Here is a 13,481-nt window from a genome sequence, read left to right as displayed (position 1 = left end):
GCAGGCCAGATCACATCTTGAAGATGCGATAGATCGCCGGGATCACCAGAACTGTCAGAGCGGTCGAAGACAACAGCCCGAAGAACAGCGACAGGGCCAGACCTTGGAAGATCGGGTCCGCCAGAATCACCGCCGCCCCGATCATCGCCGCGACAGCGGTGAGCAGGATCGGTTTGAACCGGGTGGCGCCAGCTTCCAGAAGGATCTCTGTTGTCACCTTGCCGTCATCATCTGCGTTGCGAATAAAATCGACCAAAAGGATCGAGTTCCGTACGATGATCCCCGCCAAAGCGATGAAACCAATCATCGAGGGCGCAGAAAACGGCGCGTTGAACAGCCAGTGGCCGATCATGATGCCGAGGAAGGTCAAAGGCACAGGTGTCAGGATCACCAGCGGCAAACGGAACGAGCCAAACTGTGCCACGACAAGAATGTAGATGCCCAGAAGTGCCACACCGAAAGCGGCCCCCATGTCGCGGAACGTAACCCAGGTCACCTCCCATTCCCCATCCCAAAGCAACACCGGTTTCGACGTATCGGTCGGCTGACCGTGCATCGAAATCTCCGGCTTCATCCCCTCGGGCCAGTCCATCTCGTCGAGTTTTTCGGCGACGGCAAGCATGCCGTAGAGCGGCGCTTCATAGGCACCCGCAAGTTCCGCCTGCACCATCACGGCGTCATAGCCATTGTGACGGAAGATCGGGAATGAGGTGTCCTCTTCAGTGATCTCGACCACATCGCCAAGCTCAACCACGCCGCGCCCACCGGGCAAGGCATTGGCTGGGACCGGCGTCGAGAGCGCTGTCGCATCCAGGACACGGTCGGATTTGTCCCGCCCGATGACGATCGGGATCGGACGCCGCCCCTCGCCACGGTGCGAATAGCCAACCGTGGTGTAGCTGTTCAGAAGCTGCAAGGTTTGTGCGGCATCAGCTTCGGCCACCTGGTAGAAATTCAGGTCCGACGGTTTCATCTCCGCCCGAATGCGACGCGCCTGAACGCCATAATTGTCATCGGTGTCGACGATGAAATCCACGCTCTCAAAGGCTTCGCGGACCTTGCCCGCCACGGCGCGACGGGTTGCGCCATCGGGCCCGTAAATTTCCGCCAAAAGCGTCGAGATCACCGGCGGTCCCGGCGGCGGCTCAACCACTTTCATGGCCGTGCCGGGCGGCACAGATATGCCGTCGAGCAACATCTCGCGCAGTTCCAGCGCGATATCATGCGAGGTCCGGTCGCGATCCCCTTTCGGCAAAAGTTTCAACTGCACTTCGCCCATTTCCGGGTTTTCACGCAGATAGTAATGCCGCACCAGACCGTTAAAGTTAAAGGCGCCCGCCGTGCCCGCATGGGTCTGGGCCGACATCACCTCCGGCAAGGTCATGGCCAGCCTTGCAGCCTCCTGCGCAATGGCATCGGTAGCCTCGACGGAGGAGCCTTCCGGCAAGTCGATCATCACCGACAGCTCGGATTTATTGTCGAAGGGCAAAAGTTTGACGGTCACATGTTTGGTGTAAAGCGCCCCCAGAGAGCCGAAAGACAGCACGATCACCACGATCAGGAAAATCCAAGCATGCCCCTTGGTGTGCAGGATCGGACGGGCAATCCGGGTGTAAAGCTTGCCCAATTTACCGCCCGGAATCTCACCTTCGCCATGATCGCCATCGTGATGTAACTCGGCGCGGCCCGCGATTTTCATCATCAGCCAGGGCGTGATCATCACAGCCACGAAAAAGGAAAAGATCATCGCGGCCGAGGCATTGGCCGGGATCGGCGACATATAGGGACCCATCATGCCAGAGACGAACAGCATCGGCAAAAGTGCGACCACCACGGTGAGCGTGGCGACGATTGTCGGGTTGCCGACCTCGGCCACGGCGGCAATGGCTGCACCAAATCGGTTTTGACCCGGACGTTTAAGCCCCCAGTGCCGCGCGATGTTTTCGATCACAACAATGGCGTCATCGACGAGAATCCCGATGGAGAAAATCAACGCAAAGAGCGACACCCGGTTGAGCGTGTAGCCCATGATATAGGAGGCAAAGAGCGTCAGAAGGATGGTCACCGGGATCACGATGGCGACCACGATGGCCTCCCGCCAGCCGATGGCGATCAGCACGAGACCGACGATGGAAAGCGTCGCAAGGGCCAGGTGGAACAGAAGTTCGTTGGCCTTTTCATTGGCGGTTTCGCCATAGTCACGGGTCACTTCGACGTCGATGCTATTGGGGATGATCTCGCCCTTCATGGTCTCGACGCGATGCAGGATTTCATCGGCCACGACCACGGCATTGGCGCCCGCGCGTTTGGCAATCGCCAAGGTCACCGCCGGGCGGCGAATGATCGGGGCGGCCATATCCATTTCGACATGGCCCTCTTCACCGGCCTCGTCACCGGCCTCTTCGCCCTGCGCCCCGGCGCGTGTCAGCGTCGCGACATAGTGCTCATCGAGATCGGAGACAAAGGCGACATCTGCGACGTCCCGCACATAGACGGTGCGCCCATCGCGGGCCGTGAGTTCGAGGTTGCCGATCTCTTCGGGCGTCGTCAGCGTCTTGCCGACGATCAGCCCGACCTGTTCGCCGCCATCGCGCAAAAGCCCGGCGGGGCTTGCGGAATTGGCCCCCGCGACCTTGTTCGAGAGCTGTTGCAGGGTCACGCCGTAAAGCGCCAGTTTTTCCGGGTCCGGTGCGACGCGCAGGGCCTCTTCGGTGGCGCCGATCACATAGGTCAGACCGACATTTTCGATCCGCGCGAGCTGGACCTCGACCTCTTTGACGACCCGGGTCAGATCGGCGGCATTCATCGCCGCATTGTCCTCAGACGGGCTGAAGGTCAGCGCGACGATGGCGACATCGTTGATGCCGCGGCCCACCACGAGAGGTTCATTGATCCCGACCGGAAGGCGGTCGAGATTGGCCATGATCTTGTCCCGCACCCGCACGATGGCGGTCTCGGAGGGCACGCCGACGTCAAACCGCGCGGTGACCATGATGTGATCATCTCGGCTGTCGGAGTAGACATGTTCGACCTGATCGATGCCCTTGACGATGGTCTCCAGCGGTTCAGTGACAAGCTTGAGCCCGTCCTGAGCTTTGAGCCCGGGTGTTTCGACATGGATGTCCACGAGAGGCACGGAAATTTGCGGTTCCTCTTCGCGCGGTAGGGAGATCAGTGCGATCATGCCCACAGCCAAAGCGGCCAAAAGGAAAAGGGGTGTCAGAGGAGAAAGAATGAAACTGCGGGTCAGGTGGCCGGCAATGCCGAGCGCGCCCGTCGGTCCGTGTGGATTACTCATGGTCGATCACCACCACATCGCCGGCGGACAGGCCGCTCAGAATTTCGACATAGGTGACTCCGTCCAGCATCACCTCATTGCCCGGCACGACGACGCGCTCGCTGGACTGTCCGTCCGCTTCGACCGACACGAAATCAAGGCCGCCGGATTGGGTCAGCACGGTTTGCGGCACAAGGAGTGCGTCATGGCTTCCGACGGGGAGTTGAACCTGCACACGGCGCCCAACGAAACGGGCGTCCAGATCCTCGACCTCGACATCGGCCTCGACGCGGCCGCCCTGAATGAGCGGATAGATTTTCGCGAGCGTGCCGGTCTGGGTCTCGTCCGCGCCCAGAATTTGAATGGTATCGCCTTCGGTCAAACGATCCGCATAGCGCTCGGAGACACCGAGGCGCAGGAATGTGCCGCCCGAGCCAATCAGGGCCACCTGTTCGCCGCCCATGATCACCGCGCCTTTCGACACCGGCACATCGAGCACGACACCGGCCTCAGGGGCGAGCACTTCGCCCTCTTCGATCTGGCGCGACACCACTTGGCGTTCGGACTGCAACGAGGTGATCTGGCCTTCGAGCACGGTCACATTGGTCTGAAGCGCCTGCAGGCTCGAGGTCGAAATCACGCCGCGTTCCGACAGCGACTCGCCCCGGGTCAGATCGTCCTGCGCTTTCACAAGCTGGGAGTTATAGGCGTCGAGCTGGGCATCGATGCCTTCGATCTGGAACAAAAGTTTGGTGTCTTCGATCAGCGCCACGCGTTGACCCGCCTCGACCAGATCGCCCTCGGTCACATCAAGCGTGGTGATCGTGCCGCCGATGCGCGCGCGCGCGGGCACCTGATCGCGGGGCTCGACCTCGGCGTAGACCGGTTTCCATTCGGTGATCGGCTGCGGCGTGAGCGCAAGGGTTTCGGAGAGGGCGGGATGTCCGACCAGGATCGACCCGGGCAGAAGCATCATCGTGAGCAAAAGGGTGCGGCGCATTTTGACCTCTGTTCTGGCGTCAGGCGGCAGCCTAACATTCAACTTTTTGCATGTGTATCAAATTTCAGACTATACGCAAGTCTACCCTGTCTTGAATGTGTAGGAAATGTCGCCTGTTGTCGCGACAGTCCGAGACTTTCCATCAGGGCCGCCGTTTGGACGCCCTTCAGGCGAGGTTATCCTGCGCGATCGAGGCGGTTTTGATCACCGCGTGACAAGGCGCGCCCTCGCAGAGCCCCAAGGCCGCGACCGAGCGTGTCGTGACCCGCGCCAAAACCCGCCCTGCCCCGGTTTGAAGCGCCACCAGGACGGCGGAGCCTTGGGCTTCGGAAACCTCGGCAATGGTGCCGCTGAGGATGTTGAGTGCCGAAAGCCCGACGGGGCGGTCCGGAGAAAGGATCACCTCATGTGCCGCAATACGCAAACGAACCGGATGGCCCGGATCGGCCATGAGACGCGGCAGGAACAGGGCCTCGCCCCCGGCGTCAAGCTCGGTCAACCCATCCGCGTGATGCGCCCGCACCGTGGCCCGGATCAGTGCGCCTGCGCCGCCCGCGCCCACCGGCAAAACGGCAGGATCGCCCAGCACAGCCTCGGCGCTGCCCTGCCCGATCACACGACCGGCCTCGAGCGCGATCACCGTGGTGGCGAGGCGGGCAACCTCTGCGGGACTGTGGCTGACGTAGAGCACGGGGATGGCGATCTCATCGCGCAACCGTTCGAAATAGGGCAGGATCTCCGCCTTGCGCGCCTCGTCCAACGCGGCCAGCGGTTCGTCGGCCAGGATCATTTCGGCCCCGGACAAAAGCGCCCGCCCGATGGCGACACGTTGCTGTTCCCCGCCGGACAGGCCCTCTGGGCGACGGTCCAGAAGCGCGCCAATACCCAGCATGTCGACCATTTGCGTGACTGCATGTGCTGGCACGTCGCGCTTGGAGAACCGCCGCCCGAAATCAAGGTTTTGCGCCACGGTGAGATGCGGAAAGAGCCGGGCGTCCTGAAAAATCATGCCGATCCGACGTTTCTGCGGCGGCAGGCAGGGCCCGGCCTCACTGTCACAGAGCACCCGATCCGACAGGACGATGCGCGCCTGATCCGGTTTGAAAATCCCCGCGATGGCGCGCAGCACAGTGGACTTGCCGGAGCCCGACCGACCGAACAACACGGTGATGCCATCTGGCACATCAAAACCGAGATCGAGTGAGAACTCGGCGAAACGGTGTTTGAGATCGACACGCAGGGTCATGAGCGCCCTCCCCCGGACAGGCGTTTCGACACCCGGCGGGCCAAGACCTCGGACAGGATGAGCGCCCCCATGGCCAGAGCGATGGAGATCAGGACCAGCCGCAACGCCGCGCTTTCGCCGCCTGGCACTTGGAGAAAGGCGTAGATGGCGGAGGGCAAGGTTCGGGTCTGGCCCGGGATGTTGGAGACGAAGGTGATCGTGGCCCCAAATTCGCCCAAGGCCTTGGCAAAGGCCAATACCGCGCCGGCGAGGATGCCGGGCCAGGACAACGGCAGGGTCACTCGGAAAAACACATGCAAGGGCGAGGCCCCCAAGGTGGAGGCAGCCTCTTCAAGGCGGGCATCCACCGCCTCGATCGACAGTCGGATGGCGCGCACCATGAGCGGGAACCCCATGATCGCGGCGGCCAGCGCGGCGCCGGTCCAGCGGAAGGAAAAGACGATGCCGAAGTTTTGCAGGAACGCCCCGAGCGGCGCGCGGGTGCCCAGGGTCATCAACAGCAGATAGCCGGTGACGACCGGCGGCAGGACCAGAGGCAGATGCACCAGACCGTTGAGCAGTTGACGCCCAGGGAAGTCCCAGCGTGCCAACGCATAGGCAATGAAAATGCCGAACGGCAGGCTCGCGAGCGCCGCCCAAAAGGCGACTTTGAGCGAGAGGGCGATGGCCTGCCATTCTTCTGGCCCCAATCCTGTGGTCTCTAAACTCAGCACGGCTCACCTTCCGCGTGGGAGCAACGCAGCCCAATGGAAGACGTACACTCTTTTCGGCCCCCTTCTGCCCGCCTGCGAAAGCGTCCTGTCATTGCCGTTTCATCCCATTCAGTCCCGTCTCTCCTCCTGGACTTATACCTTCGGGCGCAGGCCTTGTCTGCGCAAGTCTCGTCGCAGGCGTCTTTCAATGCCACGCAGGCAAAGTCACTCAGGCAAAGTCGCGCAGGCAAAGTCGCACAGGCAAAGTCACGCGGATCTCGCAATACACGTCATGCGGGCGCTGCGACGCAGCGACCGAATCAAAATTTCCGTGGCGTCACTCGCGTAAAAAAATCGCGACTGGCCCTGCTTGCGTTAACCATGTTTTGACTTTTCAAATTTCTTTTCGCGTGTGTTTTATGCCAATTCTCCTTTGATATAGATCAAAAAAATATCGAAGTTAACAAAACACCCCTAAAATCGCCTTGCCAGACGGTAGGAAACATCGCCCATATGGTGTAGGAATATTCAAGTGCAGCATTGAAGGCCCGTCGCCCCCAGAATCAGTTCCAAAATCAACCTAGGGTTGCATGGGAAATTTAATTCGCCTACAAATGTCGAAAGACGCGTTTCGGAGGAAATTATGGTATACCCATCGAAATCCGAGAGAACTTTCACTACGTCTGCTCATGCGGTGGATTTGCCCCGCTTCCACTTTTCCTTTTACGAGGCTTTCGGCAAGCGTCTGTTCGACGTCCTGTTCTTTCTCCTCGTCTCGCCTGTCGTCATCCCAGTGATCCTGATCCTGGCCGTGCTGGTGAAGATGGATGGCGGGCCGGCCTTTTACGCCCAGAGGCGGATCGGACGTGACGGCAGGATGTTCCAGTTCTACAAGCTGCGCTCCATGCGAGTGAATGCAGACCAACTTCTGGTTCAGCTGTGCAAAGAGAACCCGGAGATCGCGAAGGAATGGAGCACCTATCAGAAGCTACGCCATGACCCCCGGATCACCAAGATCGGGCGGTTCATCCGCAAAACCTCGCTCGACGAACTGCCGCAGGTGCTCAATGTGCTGAAAGGCGACATGAGCTTTGTCGGCCCGCGCCCCTTCATGCCGAGCCAGCAGATGCTCTATGAAAAGGCCAAGGGACGCGCCTATTTCGAAATGCGCCCTGGCATCACCGGCATGTGGCAGGTTTCGGGGCGTGGTGAGACGAGTTTCGTGGCCCGCGTAAAATTCGACAATCTCTACCACCGTAAACAGAGCTTCATGACCGATATAAGTCTGATCCTGCGCACGGTGACAGTGGTGTTCAAAACCACCGGGCACTGAGCCAAATGAGAGCCAGATGACGGAAAGTCTTTTGAGCCGCTCAGCCGTCTGAGCGGCTCTTTTATTCGCCCGCCCCTAACGCCAGCAGACAGGCGGCAGGCACCCGCCAGGCGGAGAGATCGGCGCCCGCATAAAGCCCCTCTAGCACCAGACCATTGAGCTCTTCGGCCTCGCATGGCGGCATTCCGGACCAAAGGATCAGGACATCGCCAGAGACCGTCGCGGGCAAGGCGACCGTCTGGGCATAGTAGCTTGAGAGCCGACCGACTTCCGGCAACGCATAGAGCGCCACATCGCTGTCGCGCCCGACGTAGAAAAGATCGGCCAGAATATCGCGATTGCCACTGACGACAGGCAGATCCTCTTGTTCCGCCAGACTCAGGATGCTCTCTGAGAGGGCATGACGTCCGAGATAGCGTTCGAGCAGAGGCGCTCCTGCCCCGGTTTGCGGCCAGGGCGCAAGGACGATCAGGATCGGCAGGAGGGCAGAGAGCACCAGATTGACGCCCAATGCGATCCAGCGACCAAGTCGCGGCAAGACCATGACGGCGAGGATCAGCCCGGAAAAATAGGTCGCAATGGCCCAATTGGCATAGGCTTTTTCCAAAAGCGCCTGCACGGTGACGGTCAGAAGCGCCGGGATGGAAAACAACACGAGGGCGGTGTGGATGCCGCGCTTCGGCCGCAAATATGCGACGATCAGCGCGCCCATGGTCACGGGCCCGAAAACGCCGAACTGACTGAAAAAGAACTCCGCCATCGAGCCGACATCAAAGGCGGCACCGGTGCGGACCCAGCCCGCGTTGTCCATCGTATGCGACACGGTGGTCAGATCATGCGACAGGTTCCACAGCACATTCGGCAGGATGGTGACGACAAAGCCCCCGATCATCACCGCGAGATTGCGCCAGCCCGGTCGCAGGCCCGGCTGGGTGAGCATCACAAGCGCGGAGCCGATGAGGAAATAGATCGCGGCGTATTTCGCCATGAAGGCGAGGCCTGCAAAAACACCGACGGCCAGCGCATCGCGCAGGTGGCGGGTCTCGATGGTGCGGAAAAAGAACAAAAGAGCCGCGGCATAAAACGGCGCCATCACCGTGTCGGTTGAAATCATGACGGAGCCCAAGGCCACGAAGGGCAGGCTCAGGTACAGCGCCACGGTCCAAAGCGCGGCCTCACGCCCGAACAGCCGTGCAGCCAAAGCGCCGAGAAGATAGGCGGTGATCCCGTGCAGCACCGCGCCCGGCATCCGCACCCAAAAGGCCGCATCCGAGCCGGCCAGATCGGTGACGAGACGGATCAGCCAGCCGATCAAAGGCGGTTTGGAATAATAGCCGAAATCGAGGTTCTGCCCCCAGAACCAATATTGCACCTCATCGACGAAGAGATCGGTGCGATCAAACGCCAAGGCCACAAGCCGCAGCGCGACGGCCACGGCAATGAAAATCAGCGCCAGAGGGCGCCAGCTTTGCGGCTCAGTCCGAGAGGGCATTGTCGGCGCGGCGATTTGCATAGATCAGCCAGAGATTACGGACGTAGATCACGACGCCAAGGGCTTGGCCCAAAACGAAAACCGGGTCCTTGCGGTAGAGCGCGTAGATCAAAAGCATCACCCCGCCCGCGAGCGAGAAATACCAGAACGCCACCGGCATCACCGAATTTTTGGCACGCTCAGAGGCGATCCATTGCAACAGAAACCGCGCGGTGAACATGAGCTGCGCGGAGAGGCCAAAGAGCACCCACCACAGTTCCGCCACCGTGTCGACATGCAGGATCGTCATCAGCCATTGCATCGGTTAGCCCTCCGTGCGGGGGGATTTGGCGGGCGACGTGACTTCGGTGGGGCGTGATTTCTTGCGGCGTTTCAAAAGCCAGGCCACCCCGATCAGATCGACCACACCCACCAGCCCGCGTTGCAGGTTCGAGTAATGCGACCGACCGCCGCCCCGCGCGCGGTGAGAGACATCGACGTGGGCGATCTCCCAGCCATCGCGGGCAAAAAGCGCCGGAAGGTAGCGGTGCATGTGATCGAAATAGGGCAGGTTCAGAAAATCGTCGCGGCGAAAGGCCTTGAGCCCACAGCCTGTGTCACGCGTGCCGTCTTTGAGGATTTTCGCGCGCAGAGCATTGGCGAATTTCGAGGCGTAGCGTTTCGAAAACGTGTCCTGACGCCCGACGCGTTGCCCCGCGACGAGGCCGATGTTGGCGGCATTCGGGCCGCTGAACGGCGCGATCATATTGGGCACTTCGGTGCCCGGGTTCTGGCCATCGCCATCCAGCGTACAACAGACCGTGCCCCGCGCCGCGCGCACGCCGGAGTGGACGCCTGCGGATTGGCCGCCGGAGCGGTCATGGCGGATCACCCGCAGATGCGGCATCACACCCATTCTCTGAGCCAGAATATCGGCCATGCCGTCATCGGAGGCGTCGTCGATCACGATGATTTCGAAGGGGCCGATATTGGCACAGGCTTCGGTGATCTCGTCGAGCAAAGCGCCGATGTTTTCCGCCTCATTGCGGCAGGGAATGATGATGGACGTGTCGCACATAAGCCGGTCGTACCCTTTATTTTTCGTCCCCGCGATTACCGGAGCCGCCTCTTGATGTAAAGCAAAACGCCAAGGGCTGCACGGGATTGCGGCATGCCTGATACAAAGAGACGCCCCCGGTCCGCACACCGGGGGCGCCCACCCTTTGGCGCGTTCGGAACGAAACGGCCTCAGGATTCGGGTTTGGCTTTCGGCGGTTTGATGAGGGACTCGAGCGTGTAGACGAGGATCGCCATGCCGATCGCCCCCATGACGGCCACACCGAGGAAGACGATGAGGTCCACCGCACCGCCGATGTCAGACGGCGCCGAATGGGTCATCGCCATGACGAACCAGACTGCCAAAACGGCACCCACCGGCATGGACAACTGCGCCCAAAGGAATTTGCGCCAGCTCACCGCACGGTCGCGGACCAGCACGTAAAGATAGCCCAGCGTCACCACGACAGCAGCGGCCACCATGGTCCAGAACAGCCCCCGCCCGAAGATTTCTTCGAAAACGGCGATGAGGGTTTGAAACGTCAGATCTTTCATAGTCGCTCTCCCTTAGGCCTTGCCACGCAGCATGGCGTTGTAGGTGGCTTTCAGCGCCACCTCTTTCATCAGCCAGGAAATCCACAGCTCCTCGAGCGGCGGGATGATACCCTCAAAGGACGGCAGAAGATTGTTGTTGTAGTCGAACTCCACCAGCATCGCGCGGCCGATCCTGGTGATCATCGGGCATGAGGTGTAGCCGCCATAGGTCTCTGTCGGTTCAGTGCCTGCGATGGCGGAGACGATCTGGTCTTCGACCACCGGCACCTGCCATTTGACGGAGGCTGCGGTTTTTCCCTTTGGCACACCGGCGACATCGCCCAGCGCCCAGATCTCCGGGTAGCGCAGGTGTTGAAGCGTCGCCATATCGCATTCGACCCAGCCCTGATCCGTCCATTTGTCGGCCCAGGACAGGCCGGACTGGCGGATCACCTCAGGCGCGCGTTGCGGCGGAATGAGGTGGATGTAATCGTAGTCCATCTCTTCGGTCCCCTCGGCGGTGTTGAAGGTCACACGTTTCGCGCCCGCATCAATGGATTTCACCGTGTGCTGGTAAACCGGCGCGATGTCGCGGTCCAAAAACAGCATGCGGACTTTCTCAGAGACAATCGGCACCCCGAAAAGCGCACCGTCATGGGCGCCGTAGGTGATCTCGGCTTTGCCCCGATTGCCCGCGCGACGCAGACGGTCGTCGATCAGGAAGGTGTGTTTCAAAGGCGCACCGGCGCATTTCATCTCGGTGCCCGGACGGGTGAAGATGCCGTGACCGCCCTCTTCGATGAATTTCGAGGCGGCTTTCCAGGTGGCGGCGGCATATTGCGGCCCGGCGTAAAGCGCGCCGATGCCGTTTTCGCCGACCATATCGAGGGAGAACCCTTCGATGGCATCGTGATCGAGGATCAGGCCGGGGGCCACGACGAGGAAATCGTAAGAGAGCGTCTGACCGCCCTCGGTCGAAACGGTTTTCGCGACGGGGTCTATGGCGGCGGCTTTTTCGGCGATGAGGCTCACACCTTTGGGCAGCCAGTCGGTGGTCTCGGAGACCACGTAATCTGCGGGCTTGAGACCGGCGGCGACAAGTGTCAGGCCGGGTTGATAGAGGTGTTGCTTACGCGGGTCGATCAGCGTGATCTGGGCGCCCTCAAGGCGGTCTACGAGGCGGTTGGCCAGGGCGGTGCCACCGGCGCCCGCGCCGATGATGACGATCCTGGCGTTGGTCGGAACGCTAGCGGCGCGGACCTCGCCGGAGCTGGCGGCCAGCGCCGTGGCCCCTGCGGCCAGTCCGAGGAAACCCCGGCGCCCGATCTTTGGGGAATTCGGTGAGTTCATGTCTCTCTCCATCTCTGTGTACGTCACATATTTGCATGCATATGTATGCATATTTTTGGTGCGGAAAATTCCGCCCACGATGGCGGGCGGAGCAGTTTGGTTTAAGGCGCTCCGGGGGCGGTGGAACGACACCCCCGGAGCAGGCCACCTGAAGGGACGAAAGCGTTTATGACAAGGTCAGGTCGAATGACCTTGTCAACGTTTTGGTCAGGCGGTGTCTCAGGACTTGTCGTCCTGCTCATCGGCCAGACGCGAATCTTCGCGCATTTCAAGCCACATCGCGTTCAAGACCGCGAAGAGAGCAGCGAGCGGAAGGCCAAGAATCCAGGCAAAATACCACATGGTTGGTCCTTTCTCAGTAGCTTTGAGCGTTGCTGTCGAGTTCATCCTCGGTGACCTTGCCCCAGAGCACTTTGTAGACCCAGGAGGTGTAGGCGAGGATGATCGGCATGAAGATGATCGCACAGATCAGCATCACAAAGAGCGTCAGGTGCGAGCTTGAGCTGTCCCAGACGGTGAGCGAGCTGTTGGGATCGACGGTGGACGGCAAGATGAAGGGGAACATCGTCAGGCCGACCGAAGAGATGATCCCGGTGATGCCCAGTTTCGACCACAAAAGCGTCGAGACCTCTTTGCCTTTGCGCAGCCCCATCACAGCCATGGCGATGCCGACAAAGGCCATCACCGGCGCGATCACGATCCACGGACGGTCGGAATAGGCCTGCATCCAGGAGCCACCACGGGTCACCTCGGACAGAAGCGGGTTGGACGGGCCGTCTTTGACCACCTCGCCGACAATCTGGAAGCCGTCGATGCCGAAGGCCAGCCAGAGACCGGCAAGCGCATAGGTGACAGCCGCGACGATGCCCGCGACGTTGCCGATGCTCCGAGCGCGCTGCTGTACCACGCCTTCGGTTTTGAGCCCGAGCCAGGCCGCACCATGCATCAAGAGCATGGAGAGCGACACGACACCGGCCAAAAGCGCATAGGGGTTCAACAGACCCAGAAGCTTCATGATCGCATTGCCATCATAGCGCGGCATCAAAAGGTCGGGCGTGATGTGGAAGGGCACGCCTTGCAACACGTTGCCCACGGCCACGCCGAAGATCAGCGCCGGAACCGCACCGCCCACGAAGAGCGCCCAGTCCCAGTTGTTCCGCCACCGCGCGCTTTCGCGTTTGGAGCGGTATTTGAAGCCCACCGGACGCAGGATCAGCGCCGCCAGCACGAGGAACATCGCCAGATAGAACCCCGAAAAGGACACGGCGTAGAGGATCGGCCAGGCGGCGAAAATCGCACCCCCACCCAGGATGAACCACACCTGGTTGCCTTCCCAAACCGGGCCGATGGTGTTGATCACGATGCGGCGTTCTTTGTCGGATTTGCCAACGAACGGCAGAAGCGCGCCCACGCCCATATCGAACCCGTCCGTCAGCGCAAACCCGATCAGAAGGACGCCCAGAAGCAACCACCAGATCACGCGGAGGACTTCGAAGCTCATAAATTCATGCAAGATCATGTC

12 protein-coding genes are annotated in these 13,481 nt (G+C 60.8%); 1 reads left to right on the top strand and 11 read right to left on the bottom strand.

The features are described 5' to 3' along the window. Positions 1-10: 10 nt before the first annotated feature. The 4 genes from HCZ23_RS01230 to modB form a co-directional block, all read right to left on the bottom strand. On the bottom strand, positions 11-3,298 hold the full coding sequence (locus HCZ23_RS01230; RefSeq protein WP_167599881.1) for an efflux RND transporter permease subunit: 3,288 nt from the start codon (positions 3,296-3,298) through the stop codon (positions 11-13). Further along, positions 3,291-4,277 (bottom strand): efflux RND transporter periplasmic adaptor subunit, encoded by a 987-nt coding sequence (locus HCZ23_RS01225; RefSeq protein WP_167599880.1) that lies wholly within the window; start codon positions 4,275-4,277, stop codon positions 3,291-3,293. The genes HCZ23_RS01230 and HCZ23_RS01225 overlap by 8 nt, the downstream gene beginning before the upstream one ends. A gap of 166 nt (positions 4,278-4,443) precedes the next feature. Continuing rightward, complete coding sequence (modC, locus tag HCZ23_RS01220) at positions 4,444-5,523, bottom strand: molybdenum ABC transporter ATP-binding protein (protein WP_167599879.1); 1,080 nt, start codon at positions 5,521-5,523, stop codon at positions 4,444-4,446. Continuing rightward, entirely contained in the window at positions 5,520-6,233 is a 714-nt protein-coding gene (modB, locus tag HCZ23_RS01215; protein WP_167600281.1) for a molybdate ABC transporter permease subunit, read from the bottom strand. The genes modC and modB overlap by 4 nt, the downstream gene beginning before the upstream one ends. 676 nt (positions 6,234-6,909) lie before the next feature. Here modB and HCZ23_RS01210 point away from each other — a divergent pair. Next, on the top strand, positions 6,910-7,548 hold the full coding sequence (locus HCZ23_RS01210) for a sugar transferase (protein WP_368487263.1): 639 nt from the start codon (positions 6,910-6,912) through the stop codon (positions 7,546-7,548). A gap of 61 nt (positions 7,549-7,609) precedes the next feature. Here the strand turns inward: HCZ23_RS01210 and HCZ23_RS01205 are convergent, their stop codons facing one another. The 7 genes from HCZ23_RS01205 to cydB all read right to left on the bottom strand — a co-directional run bounded on the left by HCZ23_RS01205 (position 7,610) and on the right by cydB (position 13,478). After that, a complete protein-coding gene (locus HCZ23_RS01205) occupies positions 7,610-9,040 on the bottom strand; it encodes a glycosyltransferase family 39 protein (RefSeq protein ID WP_167599877.1) in 1,431 nt (476 codons plus the stop codon). Continuing rightward, entirely contained in the window at positions 9,024-9,341 is a 318-nt protein-coding gene (locus HCZ23_RS01200) for a lipid-A-disaccharide synthase N-terminal domain-containing protein (protein WP_167599876.1), read from the bottom strand. Before HCZ23_RS01200 ends, HCZ23_RS01205 begins: the two co-directional genes overlap by 17 nt. Before the next feature lie 3 nt (positions 9,342-9,344). Further along, positions 9,345-10,097, bottom strand: coding sequence for a glycosyltransferase family 2 protein (locus HCZ23_RS01195; protein ID WP_167599875.1), 753 nt, complete (start codon positions 10,095-10,097; stop codon positions 9,345-9,347). A 170-nt stretch (positions 10,098-10,267) separates the two neighbouring features. Further along, positions 10,268-10,630, bottom strand: coding sequence for a DUF5368 domain-containing protein (locus HCZ23_RS01190; protein WP_167599874.1), 363 nt, complete (start codon positions 10,628-10,630; stop codon positions 10,268-10,270). Positions 10,631-10,642: 12 nt separating this feature from the next. After that, positions 10,643-11,959, bottom strand: a complete 1,317-nt coding sequence (locus HCZ23_RS01185; RefSeq protein ID WP_167599873.1) for an NAD(P)/FAD-dependent oxidoreductase — start codon at positions 11,957-11,959, stop codon at positions 10,643-10,645. 219 nt (positions 11,960-12,178) lie between these two features. Next, positions 12,179-12,301, bottom strand: coding sequence for a cytochrome bd-I oxidase subunit CydX (gene cydX / locus HCZ23_RS01180; protein ID WP_167599872.1), 123 nt, complete (start codon positions 12,299-12,301; stop codon positions 12,179-12,181). 13 nt (positions 12,302-12,314) lie between these two features. Then, positions 12,315-13,478: a cytochrome d ubiquinol oxidase subunit II gene (gene cydB / locus HCZ23_RS01175; protein WP_167599871.1), complete on the bottom strand. Its 1,164-nt coding sequence runs from the start codon at positions 13,476-13,478 to the stop codon at positions 12,315-12,317. Between the last annotated feature and the right edge of the window lie 3 nt (positions 13,479-13,481).

The sequence above is a fragment of the Celeribacter sp. HF31 genome (genome assembly GCF_011806455.1).
In the GTDB taxonomy this organism is placed as follows: Bacteria; Pseudomonadota; Alphaproteobacteria; order Rhodobacterales; family Rhodobacteraceae; genus Celeribacter.
Note: the sequence above shows the minus strand (reverse complement) of the source record. Positions and strands in the feature narration are given on the sequence as shown.

Excerpts from the sequence above, each read along its gene's own strand:
- cydX (WP_167599872.1), bottom strand. The coding sequence starts at position 12,301 with ATGTGGTATTTTGCCTGGATTCTTGGCCTTCCGCTCGCTGCTCTCTTC.
- HCZ23_RS01200 (WP_167599876.1), bottom strand. The coding sequence starts at position 9,341 with ATGCAATGGCTGATGACGATCCTGCATGTCGACACGGTGGCGGAACTG.
- HCZ23_RS01185 (WP_167599873.1), bottom strand. The coding sequence starts at position 11,959 with ATGAACTCACCGAATTCCCCAAAGATCGGGCGCCGGGGTTTCCTCGGA.
- HCZ23_RS01230 (WP_167599881.1), bottom strand. The coding sequence starts at position 3,298 with ATGAGTAATCCACACGGACCGACGGGCGCGCTCGGCATTGCCGGCCAC.
- HCZ23_RS01225 (WP_167599880.1), bottom strand. The coding sequence starts at position 4,277 with ATGCGCCGCACCCTTTTGCTCACGATGATGCTTCTGCCCGGGTCGATC.
- cydB (WP_167599871.1), bottom strand. The coding sequence starts at position 13,478 with ATGATCTTGCATGAATTTATGAGCTTCGAAGTCCTCCGCGTGATCTGG.
- HCZ23_RS01195 (WP_167599875.1), bottom strand. The coding sequence starts at position 10,097 with ATGTGCGACACGTCCATCATCATTCCCTGCCGCAATGAGGCGGAAAAC.
- HCZ23_RS01190 (WP_167599874.1), bottom strand. The coding sequence starts at position 10,630 with ATGAAAGATCTGACGTTTCAAACCCTCATCGCCGTTTTCGAAGAAATC.
- HCZ23_RS01205 (WP_167599877.1), bottom strand. The coding sequence starts at position 9,040 with ATGCCCTCTCGGACTGAGCCGCAAAGCTGGCGCCCTCTGGCGCTGATT.
- modC (WP_167599879.1), bottom strand. The coding sequence starts at position 5,523 with ATGACCCTGCGTGTCGATCTCAAACACCGTTTCGCCGAGTTCTCACTC.